The organism is Streptomyces sp. NPDC091387, assembly GCF_044756945.1.
Lineage (GTDB): Bacteria > Actinomycetota > Actinomycetes > Streptomycetales > Streptomycetaceae > Streptomyces.
This window is the reverse complement of the sequence record NZ_JBIVTZ010000018.1, coordinates 1-14,417: the sequence shown is the minus strand read 5'-3', so window position 1 is coordinate 14,417 and position 14,417 is coordinate 1. Positions and strand designations below refer to the sequence as shown.

The 14,417-nt window shown below is 63.3% G+C and carries 10 protein-coding genes and 1 pseudogene; 7 read left to right on the top strand and 4 right to left on the bottom strand.

Going from position 1 to position 14,417, the window contains the following annotated elements:
- Positions 1-322 precede the first annotated feature (322 nt).
- The 5 genes and pseudogenes from gndA to ACIQM0_RS31290 all read left to right on the top strand — a co-directional run bounded on the left by gndA (position 323) and on the right by ACIQM0_RS31290 (position 6,855).
- On the top strand, positions 323-1,762 hold the full coding sequence (gene gndA / locus ACIQM0_RS31310) for an NADP-dependent phosphogluconate dehydrogenase (protein ID WP_401293116.1): 1,440 nt from the start codon (positions 323-325) through the stop codon (positions 1,760-1,762).
- A 33-nt stretch (positions 1,763-1,795) separates the two neighbouring features.
- Positions 1,796-2,044: a 3-hydroxyacyl-CoA dehydrogenase family protein gene (locus tag ACIQM0_RS31305; protein WP_401293370.1), complete on the top strand. Its 249-nt coding sequence runs from the start codon at positions 1,796-1,798 to the stop codon at positions 2,042-2,044.
- Between the two features lie 431 nt (positions 2,045-2,475).
- Positions 2,476-3,232, top strand: a pseudogene (locus ACIQM0_RS31300) (IS630 family transposase); the annotation flags it as partial.
- An 887-nt stretch (positions 3,233-4,119) separates the two neighbouring features.
- On the top strand, positions 4,120-5,928 hold the full coding sequence (locus ACIQM0_RS31295; RefSeq protein ID WP_401293367.1) for a pentapeptide repeat-containing protein: 1,809 nt from the start codon (positions 4,120-4,122) through the stop codon (positions 5,926-5,928).
- Positions 5,929-6,105: 177 nt separating this feature from the next.
- Positions 6,106-6,855, top strand: a complete 750-nt coding sequence (locus ACIQM0_RS31290) for a transposase family protein (protein WP_401293114.1) — start codon at positions 6,106-6,108, stop codon at positions 6,853-6,855.
- 14 nt (positions 6,856-6,869) lie between these two features.
- On the opposite strand, the gene ACIQM0_RS31285 is transcribed toward ACIQM0_RS31290, so the two are convergent.
- Complete coding sequence (locus ACIQM0_RS31285; RefSeq protein ID WP_401293111.1) at positions 6,870-9,932, bottom strand: hypothetical protein; 3,063 nt, start codon at positions 9,930-9,932, stop codon at positions 6,870-6,872.
- Between the two features lie 166 nt (positions 9,933-10,098).
- Here ACIQM0_RS31285 and ACIQM0_RS31280 point away from each other — a divergent pair, with 166 nt between their 5' ends.
- Positions 10,099-10,785 carry a transposase family protein gene (locus ACIQM0_RS31280; RefSeq protein ID WP_401293109.1) on the top strand — a complete coding sequence of 229 codons (687 nt, stop codon included), beginning with the start codon at positions 10,099-10,101 and terminating at the stop codon, positions 10,783-10,785.
- Positions 10,786-11,086: 301 nt separating this feature from the next.
- Here the strand turns inward: ACIQM0_RS31280 and ACIQM0_RS31275 are convergent, their stop codons facing one another.
- Positions 11,087-11,923: a hypothetical protein gene (locus ACIQM0_RS31275; RefSeq protein ID WP_401293106.1), complete on the bottom strand. Its 837-nt coding sequence runs from the start codon at positions 11,921-11,923 to the stop codon at positions 11,087-11,089.
- Positions 11,924-12,093: 170 nt separating this feature from the next.
- On the opposite strand from ACIQM0_RS31275, the gene ACIQM0_RS31270 reads away from it, so the two are divergent.
- The gene (locus ACIQM0_RS31270; protein WP_401293364.1) at positions 12,094-13,002 is read left to right on the top strand and encodes a restriction endonuclease; all 909 of its coding nucleotides are present in this window, start codon (positions 12,094-12,096) and stop codon (positions 13,000-13,002) included.
- Positions 13,003-13,412: 410 nt separating this feature from the next.
- Here ACIQM0_RS31270 and ACIQM0_RS31265 read toward each other — a convergent pair whose 3' ends face one another.
- Together ACIQM0_RS31265 and ACIQM0_RS31260 are read right to left on the bottom strand one after the other, a co-directional pair.
- Positions 13,413-13,637 carry a hypothetical protein gene (locus tag ACIQM0_RS31265; protein WP_401293103.1) on the bottom strand — a complete coding sequence of 75 codons (225 nt, stop codon included), beginning with the start codon at positions 13,635-13,637 and terminating at the stop codon, positions 13,413-13,415.
- Positions 13,638-13,971: 334 nt separating this feature from the next.
- Positions 13,972-14,172, bottom strand: coding sequence for a hypothetical protein (locus ACIQM0_RS31260; protein WP_401293100.1), 201 nt, complete (start codon positions 14,170-14,172; stop codon positions 13,972-13,974).
- Positions 14,173-14,417: the final 245 nt, after the last annotated feature.

The window sequence follows — 14,417 nt, the reverse complement described above, 5'->3', positions numbered from 1 at the left end:
ACGGGTTTCCGTGCCCCCCGCGGACTTGCGCACCACACCGACAGCGGGGATGGGACGGTGCGGGCGGACCTACGGGATCAGCAGCCCGGATCGGGCACGGAACTCGATCGGGAGAGCGCTCTCCAACCCATGGCCAGTGTTGCGCCGCCGCTCAGGGAGTGCCAAGAGTGGGAAGGACGCCTGCTGAGCGAGGCGCGGGACAGAGCACCGGCAGGCGCCCGGCTCCGCCGCTGAACAGGCTGTCCGCCGGTCCCGTATCCATACTGGACCTCGCGGCATCTCAGCACCCCGGCATCCCCCGACAGATTGCAGGAGCACCCAGATGAGCGGCACCGCGCAGATCGGCGTCACCGGACTCGCGGTGATGGGCCGCAACCTGGCCCGCAACTTCGCCCGCAACGGGTACACCGTGGCCCTCCACAACCGCACCACGGCGAAGACACTCGCCCTCGTCGAGGAATTCGACGACGAGGGAGACTTCGTCGCCACCGAGTCCGCCGAGGACTTCGTCGCGGCACTGGAGCGCCCTCGGCGCTTGGTGGTCATGGTGAAGGCCGGCGACCCGACGGACGCGGTGATCGCGGAGTTTGCCCCGCTCCTCGAACCCGGCGACATGATCATCGACGGCGGCAACGCCCACTTCGCCGACACCCGCCGCCGCGAGAAGGATCTGCGCGACCAGGGCATCCACTTCGTCGGCACCGGCGTCTCCGGCGGCGAGGAGGGCGCCCTCAACGGGCCCAGCATCATGCCAGGCGGCAGCAAGGAATCCTACGCCTCCCTGGGCCCGATGCTGGAGAAGATCTCCGCAAAGGCCAAGGACGGCGACCCCTGCGTCACCCACATCGGCCCCGACGGGGCGGGCCACTTCGTCAAAATGGTACATAACGGGATTGAATATGCCGATATGCAGCTGATCGGCGAGGCGTACCAGTTGCTGCGCGACGTGGCGGGCTACTCCCCCGCCGAGATCGCGGACATCTTCCGCACCTGGAAGACCGGTCGCCTGGACTCCTACCTCATCGAGATCACCGCGGAGGTGCTCTTGCAGGTCGACGCCGCCACCGGCAATCCCTTCGTGGACGTGGTGCTCGACCAGGCCGAGCAGAAGGGGACCGGTCGCTGGACCGTACAGATCGCCCTCGACCTGGGCGTTCCCGTCTCCGGCATCGCCGAGGCCGTCTTCGCCCGCTCCGTCTCCGGCCACGCCGGCCTCCGCGAGGCCTCCCGCCACCTGGCCGGCCCCACGGCAAACACCCTGAGCAAGGACGAGGCGGCAGCCTTCGCCGACCAGGTCGAACAGGCCCTGTACGCCTCGAAGATCGTCGCCTACACCCAGGGCTTCCACCAGATCGCCGTCGGCAGCGAGCAGTACGACTGGAACATCAACCTCGGCATGGTCGCCGCCATCTGGCGCGGCGGCTGCATCATCCGCGCCGCATTCCTCGACAGGATCACCAGCGCCTACGAGGCGCAGCCCCAGCTGCCCAGCCTCCTCGCCGACAAGAGCTTCGCCGAGGAGATCGCCGCCGCGCAGGACGACTGGCGCGCCGTGATCACCACCGCCGTCACCCAGGGCGTCCCCACCCCGGCATTCGCCGCCACCCTCGCCTACTACGACTCCCTGCGCGCCGAACGCCTCCCCGCCGCCCTCACCCAGGGCCAACGCGACTACTTCGGCGCACACACCTACCACCGCACCGACCGCGAGGGCACCTTCCACACCCTCTGGGGCAGCGACAAGACCGAAACCGAAAGCTGACCGACCACCCGCAAATGCCGACGCCGGAGCGGAATCGCCTCAGCGGCGATCGGGACGCTGAAGAGACCAGAGGAGAGGGGCGGGGCCACGCTCCCGTCCGTCGCACCGCGGCGCACAAGGGCGCAAGGCGGAAGAACGCCCACATCCACAGCCGGCACTCATGTCCTCTTGTACGCCGAGTACAAGGAGCCGCTGTACGCCGCGCCCCCGCTGCTCCAGCGGATGGTCGACGCGGGCCGGCTCGGCCGCAAGACGGGGTCGGGGTTCTACCCGTACGGCTGACCGCCCGTCCGCGGGCCCGGCGCTCACGCCGCCGGGCCCGCCGGGGCACGTTGCCCGAGGTCAGGACCGTGTGCGGCCCGAAGATCCTCGCCTCCTACTGCCGAACCGACGCCGTGCCGGAGCGCTACGGAGCGACGGCGCGGATGCGCGGGCCCGAAGCCCTGGGCCTTTCAGCGCTGTCGCAGCCTTCCGTGCTTGTACTGCGAAAACTCCCTCGGATGTCCCTCCGACAGAGCTGAAAGTCCCTGAAAAGTCCCTGGCGACTCGGACCCGGGACCTACGCATTACGAGGCCGTGAACCTTCGTGCTGCGTGGTGCCTGGCTGTGCTGCTGAGTAACGTTCTGCCTGATCAGAGCACTAGCGGCTAGTGACCTGAGTCGCAGGTTCGTCGTTGGTTGGGTATGAGTCGTCCGGGTCCGAAAATTCGCCGTTGTCGGTGACCGATGCCCAGAGGGCTGTGCTGGAGGGCTGGGTGCGTCGTCGTTCGACGGCCCAGGCTCTGGCCCAGCGCTCAAGGATTGTGCTGGAGTGCGCCGAGGGCCACTCGATTCTGGCGGTGTCCCGTCGGCTGTATGTTGCCGCGGACACGGTCCGCACCTGGCGGCGTCGGTTCATCGAACGTGGCCTGGACGGCATGTCCGACGAACCGAGGCCCAGGTGCCCCGAGGAAGATCAGTGACGCGGATGCCGAGCGGGTCATTGTCAAGACACTCGAGGAGAGGCCGAAGAACACCACCCACTGGTCGACCCGGTCGATGGCGGCCGCCACGGGCATGTGGCAGTCGCCGATCTCCCGGATCTGGCGGGCCTTCGCACTCGCCTCACACCACTCGCAAACCTTCAAGCTGTCCACGGACCCGTTCTTCATCGACAAGGTCCGCGATGTCGTGGGCCTCTACCTGGACCCGCCGGAAAGAGCGCTGGTTCTCTGCGTGGACGAGAAGTCGTAGATCCCGGCCCTGGACCGGTCCCAGCCCGTGCTACCGATGAGGCCGGGCGCCCCCGAGCGCCGTAGCCACGACTACATCCGCGCCGGCACCACCACCCTGTTCGCGGCTCTGGAAGTGGCCACCGGCAAAGTGATCGGCTCGCTGCACCGCCGTCATCGGGCAGCTGAGTTCAAGAAGTTCCTGGCCAAGGTCGACAAGGAAGTGCCGGCCGGTCTAGAGGTGCACCTGATCCGCGACATCTGACGGGTGGGGTGTTGTGCCCCTTGGACCCAAGGGGCACAACACCGCAACATGCCATCTGACCTGTGAATACTCACCTTCACAGCCCTTCACTGATCACTGTTGCTTTTCAGTACCTTGTGCAACGCACGTGCAAGATGATCTTGAATGACTGACGACACGTCAGATACAGCTGAGCGCCCGTCAGTCTTTACGGAGGGCTATTGCCGAAGTGGCCTCGCAACGTTCGATGTCGGTCGTGTCACGCCGACCGCGTCTGCGCCAGGCGCCCGCACTCCACATCGGCGGCGGTCAGCTCCAGCTGCAGCCCACACCGGCAGCCGCAACCTTGTCGGCCCATTACCGCCAGCTCGACAAAACCTTCGGCTAGCCAATATCGCTGGGCGCAGACCCGGCTGACATCCGTGCTCGCCCTAGGACTGGACACCGCCGCACGGAGCGGAGAGCTGGTCAGGCTGCGGACCTCGCATTTGCGGAGCAGAACACCGCGGTGCTCATCCGACGCTGGCCGCAGCACAGGTGCGCAACGACCAGGGCAAGGGCGAATGGATCGAAATCTCGGCACTGGCCAAGGCCGCGCTGGAGCGGTGGCACCCGATCCGGCAGGACCTGGTCGAGAGCGGATGCACGGCACGACCAGGCTGCGGGTGTCGCTCTGGATGAACCGCTACGGGCTTCTCGACGAAGACGACGGGCACGATTATCAAGCCGGGCGGGATGCCTCACCAGCGCATAGTGTCAGTTGTAACGCCTAACGCTGCCGCCTGGTGCGGCCAGTGTTGTCGGACCGTGCGGAAGATTTCAGTAGCGCGCGTTTCATTTCAGTACGCCGACTGTGCGGTGGGATCGGCAACCATCCGGTCGTGCTTGATCGTCCTTCGGGTATGTCACACCTGAGCCCCGAGCCGTCTTTGACCTCGCTTAGTTGGGTGCCCTGCGGTCAAGGCACCACCCCCGAGGACCCAGTCGGCTGTCGCGGTGCCGACGTGCCCGGCCATACCGCGTGCCTAGCCCATCTGGCCGACGCCGAACGCGACGCCTACCTGTACAGCCTGACCCCCGGCGCCGACATCGACCACAGCGGCACCACCTTCACCGAAACCCTTCTCGACTCCCTCCTCGATGCCCTCCGCGATCCCGCCACCGGCTTCCCCCGCCTCGGCGACGCCCGGTTCATATCGGCAACCTTCCAGGGCAACGCCGAGTTCGAATTTGTGACCTTTCAGGGCAATGCGGCGTTCCGGTCGGCGATCTTTAAGGGCGACGCCGGGTTCGGGGCGGCGACCTTTCAGAGCGACGTCGAGTTTCGGTCGACGACCTTTAAGGGCGACGCCGTGTTCCAAGCGGCGATCTTCGCGTGCACCGCCAACTTCACCGTGGCGACCTTTCATAGCGGCGCCCGGTTCGATGGAGCGAACTTCCAGGGCGGCACCCGGTTCGAGGAAGCGACCTTCCAGGGCAACGCCGAGTTCGTAGCGACGGATTTCCAGGGTGACACCGGGTTCGGATCAGTAGCTTTCCAAAGGGATGCCCGGTTCGAACTAGCGGTCTTCCAAGGCGATGCCCGGTTCGAGATGGCGGTTTTCGAGCGGGCGGCTAGCCTCGGGCCGTTTGTGTGTGCCGGGCGGGTGAAGTTGTCCGGGGCGGTTTTCGGCAGCCCGGTGACCCTCTCGTTGGCCGCGCGCCGCCTGGAGTGCCGACGGACCCGCTGGTCGTCAACGGCCGAGATACGTCTGCGCTACGCCACAGTGGACTTCGCCCAGGCGGTCTTCGAATACCCACTCACGATCGCTGCGGATGCCGAGCCCTTCTCCCTCCCCGGCGGACAGCCAGTGTCCGAACAGGCTCTTGCCGACGCCCCCAGCGCCACGGTGCGAATGATCTCGATGCGAGGGGTGGACGCGGCCCATCTGGTGCTCTCCGACATCGACCTGGCGATGTGCATGCTGACCGGAACCGTGCATCTGGACCAGATCCAGCTGGAGGGCACCTGCTCTTTCAATGAAGTCCCCCGCACCCAGTGGCGGCGCTGGCCTCCCGTCCGGTTCACCCAGCGCCGCATCCTTTTCGAAGAACGTATCTGGCGTGTGAGCGAGCCAGCAGCAGCTCCGGGCTGGAACGCCGCCGTATCCGGCACCGTGCGCGTGGGGCCGGCGCAGCTGGCGCCGGTGTACCGGGCGCTGCGCAAGGCGTTCGAGGACGGCAAGAACGAGCCGGGGGCGGCGGATTTCTACTACGGCGAGATGGAAATGCGCCGCCATGACCGCACCAACACCACCCGCGCCGAACGCGGACTGCTGTCCGGCTACTGGCTGCTGTCCGGCTACGGCCTGCGTGCTTCCCGGGCGCTGGGCTGGCTTGCTGCCGCCATGCTCGTCACTGTCGTGCTTCTGGTGGGCTTCGGGCTCCCCAAGGACTCCCCGAAGCAGGAAGCGATCGGCACCGTGCCGCCCGGCGGCGGCACGGTCACCTTCGAGATCGGCAAGGGTGATCCCCAGAACCCCACGGGGGAAAGGTTCACCGGCGAGCGCTTCGACAAAGCCATCAACGTCACCCTCAACTCGGTGGTGTTCCGCTCCTCGGGCCAGGACCTGACCACCACCGGCACCTACATCGAGATGACGTCCCGCGTGACCGAACCCGTCCTTCTGGGCCTGGCGGTCCTGGCGGTCCGTAACCGTGTCAAACGCTGACCCAATCCGTCCGATGCCAGGGCCGACGCAATGCCGCAGCCACCGAACACTGAGCGTTTTCAGCGTGGCCACTGATCGGGTGACGGGGCGGTGTGGGATCGGAGTGCGCAACGGACACGACTCCCATTCCGTTGAGGGAGGTGTTCGACGTCTCAACTCAACAACACAGGAGCTCTGTTGGTTCCGTATCCTGCCGCACTCGACCTGCCTCACGCCCTGGTCGAGTGGGTCACGATGCTCATCGTCACCCGTGAAGGTGACCGCCGGTGCAAACTCCCGCCGCACCGGCGTGCGCTGATCGCACTCGTGTACCTGCGCCGGCACGACACCCTCGCCCGTATCGCCGTGGCCTTCGGGATATCCGTCGGCACCGCCCATGCCTACGTCACCGCGGTCACCGGCCTGCTCGCCGAGCAGGCACCGGGCCTGCTGAAGACGCTGCGCGCACACGATCCGGACTTCGTTCTCCTGGACGGCACGCTCGCAGAGTGCGACCGCGTCGGCGACGGAAGGGCCGACTACTCCTCGAAACACAGGCGGCACGGGGTGAACGTGCAGGTCGTCACAGACCCCAGCGGGGAGATCCTCTGGCTGTCACCAGCACTGCCGGGCCGAACCCACGACCTGACAGCCGCCCGCACCCACCAGATCCTTCGGATCTGCGCGCGACAGGGCGTCCCGATCCTCGCGGATATGGCCTACATCGGTGCCGGCGACTGGGTCACCACCGCCAAGCGCCGCCCACCAGGCGGTGAGCTCACACCCACCGAACAGACCGCGAACCGGGCCCTGTCCGCAGCCCGTACACCCGTCGCACGAGGCATTGCACGACTGAAGTCCTGGCAGATCTTCCGCAAATCCCGCATCAGCCCCAACCGCATGAGCGTCATCGCCAGAGCCATCCTCATTCTGGAGAGGCAACGCTGAAAACGCTCATTGACTCAAATCAAAAAGGGATCTCGGTGGGGTACGTCATCCGACCAGTACCCGTAACGCTTACTCATAACTGCCATGTATTCCTCGGGAGAAAACTCACCGTGAGGATCAAGCCCCCAAATTTTGAGTGTGGCTCCTAGCGAGTAGGCCAGTGAAGTGTGCAATGATTCCCCTGTTACAGCATCGGGAGGAATTGGCACGGCATCCGCATCTTCTGTCGCGAAGGCAATTTCTGGTTTAAGTTGACCAGCGGATTCATGTGTAAATTCACGGCGATAATTAAGCACCTGATTCGCCAATGCTTGAAGAATGTGCCAATCTTTCCAGCCGTCTGTCCTCAGGCAGGCGACCGCATGTTGGAAGCTGGCGGTCGAATTCAAGGCGGGCAGAGTGTAGCGCAGCATCCTTTCGAAAGCCTCGTACCTATTTCTGCAGCGAATCTCCGATTCCTTGCGAGAGTAACCGGGACCAGGGGAAGTCACTTCCCGCAACGAGTGGTGCAAGAGCGGCTCGCTGGAGCCTGGAATCCCCCAGGGGGCGATCTCGTTTCGACTTGAAGCATTGAATGCTTCATCCTCAATAAATGAAATGGCGCGATCGAATCGAATGTGAGGCATGATTCTTTCGAGCAAGGACGGCCTCAACGCATTTTCGATCTCTTTGCGGAGTTTTTCTTCTCGCAGGAGTGAGAGCTCTCCAAGGATCGAAAGGATAATTGTTGCGGCCTCGACGTGGGCGTCAAGGAAGTCTAGAGTGTTCGGACCCTCATCCCGCGTCACCTTGACACTCCAGTGCCTTTCCCCGGCAGCGGTATTCCGCAGCCTGCGCGGTTCCATATGCGCCGCTTTCCCGTTGACCGAGCTCACCGTGGAAAGGTCGATAAGAACAGTCGACGGACACAATACCAGGTCCGTATTGAAGAATAGCGTAAACAGCTCTTGGGTGGCTGCGGCAAACCTTTCCGCCGCCATTGCATCGATTCGCTTATTCTTGCAACGCACTCGCCATGAGACGCCATGCATTTTCCACGTAAGAAATCGCTTTGCGCCACAATCAGCAAATGCCTGCTGCCCTAAATCGGAGTTAAGTTGATCGCGGAAGTATTGTTCCCCCTCACGGACCAAGCTATCCGATGTTCCCGTCTTCTCAGGCGGGCGTACCAAGAATTCTTGGCCGAAGCTAGCTTCTAGGAAGCGATCGATCGATGATGAGTTGATCACTTGCGAGATGCTTTGAACGTATGCAACTGCCTCCCCTACAGCTCGAAAGTCACCCCATCGGTCTGTATCCCTGGCGCTGCCACGAATCTCGCTGTGGATGTTCACTGCTCGGCCCGCAAGGGTTACAAACGAGTGCCAGTTCCCTCCCAAGAAGTCACAGTAGGAGGCTGCAAGGAGTGAAGCAGGAACAGAGCTATGCATGACGTTTCGGGCACTTGCTATGGCGCCGGCTGCCAGGAAGTAGTGCTTAGCGGCGTAAAGCAAGCCGATGTCTTGGAAGGCCTGGGCTGTGGCAAACATGACGCCGATCGAGTAATCGAAGTCATCTCCAGTCAGCCAGTTCTTCCTGGCCACATCCAAATCGTTTAAAGCTTCGAGGGGGAGATCTGCATCGATTAGAGATTTGGCTCTTCTCCAAGCTGACTCGGCTCGCGCTGCACGACCTGACTGCTGCTCAACAACCTGGTCAAGCCCTTGAGTCAAGGCGAGCCAGCCCGTAGTTTTTACAAGTGATGCGGCGCGTACAGCTACGCTTTCTGTGAGTTGTCTTACTGGAAATAGAGGCGCCCGCTCGATTCTGTTTAGCAGATCAATCCAGCAGTCAACTGCTCCTTGAGCGTCGATAGCCTTTAGGTCAGTGCGAACGGCGGCGTCTCCACGGCGAACCAATTCTGCAAGGCGTGAATCTGACATAGGTGGCACCGGACCGAGACTGCGATCCGAGAGAATATCATCCGGGGCGGCCTCGATATCAAATCCGCCGAGCAGCGTCGCCTTGATATCCAGTAGCTCACAGATCGCCCCTGGTTCCTCGCACGCTTTCAACAAGCTTTCGACGTGCCGACAGATGCGCTTGCCATACTCGACAATCCACTTCTTCCCGAGCGTCGTAGTTCGATGCAACCACGCACCTTGCACGTAAATAAGTAGTACGGTGGCGTCTTCCAGCTGAGCTGGTGAGGTATGGGTTAGCGCTCGTTCCAGGAAATCCGCTGCCAAATGGTCGGCCGGCCTCATATCCCCCAATCCGCGGAGCCGTGCTACAGCAATCTCATATGAAGCGATATCCTGCATCTCTAGCGGATGATCGGCTCCCAAGAAGGAACTGATGCTCGTTACCCAAAACTCAATGTCCGATCTGAAATTTTCTTCCTGAGTCGCGTATCTGATGCAATTCCGCAGAGTCAATAGATCGCCGTATGAAGAAGGGTGGTCCACCGATTCTTGCGTTAGCATCTTCTCTCTTCTATACCAATCCGGCGCATCCATTTTTTCGGGCAAAAAGGATGTCGGCACGCTAAGATGCTGTACGGCGATCCATGTGTTGCTGTCCCGGGACAGGTTTTCGGCAAATCCGGCACCATCGATTATTTCGAGAGCAACCGAATACTTTTCTCGCGCTGCTTTAATTATGTCATGACGTTTCGCTGTCGCTACGTCGCTCTCTGTGAAGAAGAACACGCGATCCACGGGAGTTCCCTCGCCACATATTGTTGAGAGGTCGCTCATAACCTTGGATTTTACGTTGTCGACCTGAAGGGAACATGCGAAAACGACAGTTTCATCTGCGGCAACACCAATAAAAGACCCGAACGGGCCCAATGTGTTTTTCAGGTACGTCTTGAAGGTTTCGAAATCTCGCCCTTGGTCTCCGCCTGCTGCTACCGGTCCTGTGGCGGGAAGGATGTTTGCGAGGATGTTTTGCCGTGCAAAATCTCGACAAATATCCTCGAATGCGTGATGGCCATTTTGTGCACGCAGCTGTGAAAGCTGGAAACGTATGTATGACGTCAATTCACTTTGAGACCACGGCTGGGTAAACTGGTCATCACTTCTGGCCAACCTCATGGGCTGATGCTAGCCCCCTGTCTGTGACTTCGCGCCAGCTACGGCACAATGAGCGTTTTCAGAGTGGCCACCGGTTGGGGTGACGGTGGCGAGGCCGCAACGCACGAGGCGCCCGTGCTGTTGAGGGAGATGTTCGACGTCTCAACTCATCAGCGCAGGTGCCTCGTTGGTTCCCAATCCTGCCGCACTCGACCTGCTTCATGCGCTGGTCGAGTGGGTCACCATGCTCATCGTCATCCGCGAGGGTGACCGCCGCTGCAAGCTCCCGCCGCACCAACGCGCGCTCGTCGCTCTGGTGTACCTGCACAAGCGCGACACCCTGGCCCAGGTCATCCCCCTCCTGGCCGACCAGGCGCCGGGCCTGCTGAAGGTCCTGCGCGAGGCCGATCCGGAGTACGTACTGCTCGACGGGACGCTCGCCGACTGCGACCGCGTGGGCGACGGCCGGGCCGACTACTCCCACAAGCACCGCCGCCACGGCGTGAACGTACAGGTCGTGACCGACCCGGCCGGGCAGATCCTGTGGATTTCACCGGCCCTGCCGGTTCGGTGTCACGACCTGACCGCGGCCCGCGCCCACCGGGTCTGCGAACGCCAAGGCGTCCCCGTCCTGGCCGACCGCGCCTACACGGGCGCCGGCCCCTGGCTCACCACCGGCCGCAGACGCCCACCCCAAGGGCAGCTGTCCCCGACACAGAAGACAATCAACCGGGCACTGGCAACGGCCCGCGCACCCGTCGAACGCGGCATGGCACGACTCAAGTCCTGGCGGATCTTCCGAAGATCGCGATGCAGCCCAAATCGAATGACGTCAATCGCCAAAGCCGTCCTCACCCTGAAGAGGCAACGCTGAAAACGCTCACTGAAACAACTGGTGTAACCGAACCCGCCATGAGCTGCCGCACGGAAGATTTCAGTGGCCAGGTCACATCCCCTGCCCACTGGCATCTTCCGTGTGGTCCGACAAGTGTGGCGCCATGGTCCTCCCTTGAGGGGGTGCCGGGAGTGCCGACACGTTTCGTCGCATCCCCGCAGGCCAGGACGAGGCTGCGCGTGTGCAGCGTCTTGGTGCCGAGCCTTGACAATCCTGATTCCAGATAATGGACAACTGCGTGAACCAGGGCGCGCCCGAAGGTGACATCCAGGCAACACGGTTATTCAGGGTCCCAGGCGGCGCTAAAGAGGGCCAGCTCGAGCACATCTGGGGCAGCGGGCCAGTTGATCGACGCGGCCACGAGTCGGTCGTTGGCGGCATACATCCACCGAAGGTAGACGTCGTAGCGGTGGGAGCTCCAGCCACTGTCGCGCCAGATGCGCTTGGTAATCGCCTCGGACCACTCATAGCCAACCGCACGTCCAACCTTCATGGCGTGCCGGCGCAGGACCCCGGCGAGCACGCTGTCGAGGATCAGCAGGCGCGGGCCCTTCACCTCTGGCAGCGCCAGGCCCGCGAAGTAGAGAAACTTAGTGAGGAACGCCGGCCCGAGGCCATCCAGAGTATTCAGCACCTCGTAGGCTGCGACCGCGCCCTTATCAACGAGCAAGAACACCGCCTCAGTGAGGACGTCCTCAGCACCAGACTGGGCGAGCACCTGACGAGTGCGGTACGGGCCGTAGCCCGTAACACCGTAGCCCCACACCTGCGTGGCCACGAATGCCTCTGCCCAGCTCTCGGACTGCTCCGCAGCCCGGACCGCGGCCACGACCTCGGCTCGGCTCACCGAAGCCGAATCGGCCGCCGCCCGGTCGGCGAACGTGGTGGGCCACGGCGCTACGGCCATCCACGTGGATGGCGCGTACGGGATGGCGTGAGGGCCACTTCCGTTCGCGTACCGCTGGCCGCGCTTCGGGTCGGCTAGCCACTGCCCCAGTGACTCCACTGCGCTTTCCGGCAGCAGCAGTTCGAGCATCGTCTCATCGAGCTTGTCCGCCCGGCTCTGGTCGTACCTCATGGCTTTCGTCGCCCCCGTCATCCTCATGTGACGCGTCATCGTGGCATGTAGCGGTGGCTGAGGCGCCCCGTATATCGTCGCACTGCTGGCTTTGCAACGCTTCCCGCTACTGAGGTCACCACGACACCGCGTACCGTGGGGCAGCTCGGCGTCGGCATGCATTCCTCTGCCGAGCCGGGAGCGAGTACATGAGGGGGATCGTGGCCGAGATGCCGCCAAGGGCTGTGCCGCCGCAGCCGATGCAGATTTCGTCGTGGCAGCACGCCGAGCTCAACGCAGCCCGCTGGATGCGCCACTGGGGCTATACCGATGCCACCGCACGCCCCGGAGGCCCGGACTCCGGCATCGATGTCCGCGCTACCGGCGCACTGGGACAGGTCAAGTACCAAGCAGCTCAGGTCGGACGTCCGGAACTGCAACGTTTCGTGGGAGCGCGCCCCTACGAATCGACCGCACAACTGATCTTCTTCACCGGCAGCGACTACGCGACCACCGCCGCGGTCTACGCCCAGGAGTGGAGCATCGCGCTCTTCAGGTATCAACTGGACGGCTCGATGACGCCGCTCAACGACACGGCACGCCGCATCCACCGCTCGTCCGCATCCACAGTGCCCATAGCGCCTCAGAACCCCGAAACGGCTAAAGTTCAGACGTTCTGGCAGCGGAACTGGCGTGTGATCGCGGGTGTCTTTCTCCTCATGGCACCGCTGGGCTCGATCGGAGATGAAAAGACCTACACCGGCCCGCTCGCCCTGGACGTCCTGAAGTTCATCGGCATCCTCCTGGCCTGCTGGTCGCTCGGCACGTTTCTGATAGCCGCACGGTTCGGGGTCCGCATCCCCCTTCCGATCCGGACCTTCCGGGCGGCAATCGTTCGCCGGCCAGAAACCGGCCCGGCAACCACGGCGGGCAGGGCTCATGTGCCACGCCCCACGCACGACCGCGCCACAGCGGCCTCCACGACCCAACAGGATGGCCTGGTGACTGAGGCCGCACGTCTACTCCGTGCCGGCAGCAAGCAGCACCACGTCGACAAGATCCTTAGAGATCGCGGCGTCGGATTCATGGATCGAGGTCGCGTCCTTACCGAGGCCAAGAAACTCAACAAACGTGCGTGAGAATCGGCCTGGCTTCGTTGCAAACCCGATTCAGCGCTTTGCCAGCAGGACACGGACACCGGCACATGAGCGATCGACGATGAGACGACACCCCAGCCTCGGGTCTGCGCTGCCTCCCATTGCGTAGCCCAAAGGCGTCCGGCAACAGCCCCGCACTTCGCGGGTCCCTCCTTTGCGCAGCCTCCGAGCTTGATCACGGTCCTCAGGTAATTGTGCTTCGACGGGTTCAGCAACTTAAGGCGCTGCACTGATCGGTGACTCACCCGCTGCGATCAGTTGCTCTTCCCGAATGGATGACCTGCGGAGAACGGATCTAGCGCCGGGTTGGGCCAGCACTCGATCTACCTTCCAACGGCATCGAGCGCCGAAGCACCTGTCCGCCCGTGGCACTACCCGCAGTACGCCCTCACTCAGCAGTCGTAGCTCTTGAGCGTCTTCGAGGCACCGGTGGCCGACTTCAGGTAGTCGTTCTCCGCCGTCGACTCCGCCAACTGCACGACCAGACCGGCAGCCATGGACAGGAGCCCCTCGTGCTTCGTCTGGAGCTCCTCGTGCTCTTCCTGAAGTCCCCTGTACTTCCAGGCGAGGACCCCGATGGTGGTGGCGGCCAGAACGCTGGCGCCAGCACTAACCACGACCCTAGCTTTTCCGAACTTACGTCCGGTTTGCTCGGCGCCGTCCTTGCCGATGCAAACGTGGCCCGTCTGGTGCGAGTGCTGTTGAGCCTCGCCGAGATGGTCGTTCTTATACGAGCACGATCCGCATTGGTAATGAGTCATCAGTCACTTCTTTCCCCCGGGGAGATGAGCTTGCCACAGGTCACGTGCCTCCGGCGGCCACTTAGTCATTCTCCGTACGCACACCGGCGCTGAGGAAAGACGCGCACCTACACGGGCGTGCGCGCCCGCTGGTTGCGGGCTATGCCGAAGCGCTTGCCGGAGGGCCCATGGCGCGCCACGGGTAATTCGTTCAGGTCTCTGGCCAGCGAAGATGCGTCGGTTCCAGGCCAAGGAGGTCGAGGCGATGGAGCTGGACGCTGTGGCTGATGACGATGATCGGCAGGCCGGTGGCGCCGACGACACGTAGCCGCAGGCCGGAGAGGTGGTAGAGGATCATCCGGCAGGCGGGCCGGCCCTGCTGGTTGGCGGGATAGAGCCCGGGCACCTTCATGGTCACTTCCGAGGGCCCGGCGGAACTGGCGCTTCAGGGCCGGGGCGGGCGGTCAAGGTAGAGCGCAGCTCATCACGCTAGCGACGCCGTCAGACGTCCTTGACGGGCCGACGTGGCCCGCACACTTCCAGAACGGACGGCCCGCCCTAACCTCGGGCTTTCACGAGGTGGGTTGTCCGACGCTTGATCAAATAAGCGGAGAGTGCTCCTGACCTGCAACGATGGGACTTGTCTAGGGTCCAGTC

Coding starts and splice junctions, on each gene's coding strand:
- gndA (WP_401293116.1), top strand. CDS start 323: ATGAGCGGCACCGCGCAGATCGGCGTCACCGGACTCGCGGTGATGGGC.
- ACIQM0_RS31295 (WP_401293367.1), top strand. CDS start 4,120: ATGTCACACCTGAGCCCCGAGCCGTCTTTGACCTCGCTTAGTTGGGTG.
- ACIQM0_RS31285 (WP_401293111.1), bottom strand. CDS start 9,932: ATGAGGTTGGCCAGAAGTGATGACCAGTTTACCCAGCCGTGGTCTCAA.
- ACIQM0_RS31275 (WP_401293106.1), bottom strand. CDS start 11,923: ATGACGCGTCACATGAGGATGACGGGGGCGACGAAAGCCATGAGGTAC.
- ACIQM0_RS31270 (WP_401293364.1), top strand. CDS start 12,094: ATGCCGCCAAGGGCTGTGCCGCCGCAGCCGATGCAGATTTCGTCGTGG.
- ACIQM0_RS31260 (WP_401293100.1), bottom strand. CDS start 14,172: ATGAAGGTGCCCGGGCTCTATCCCGCCAACCAGCAGGGCCGGCCCGCC.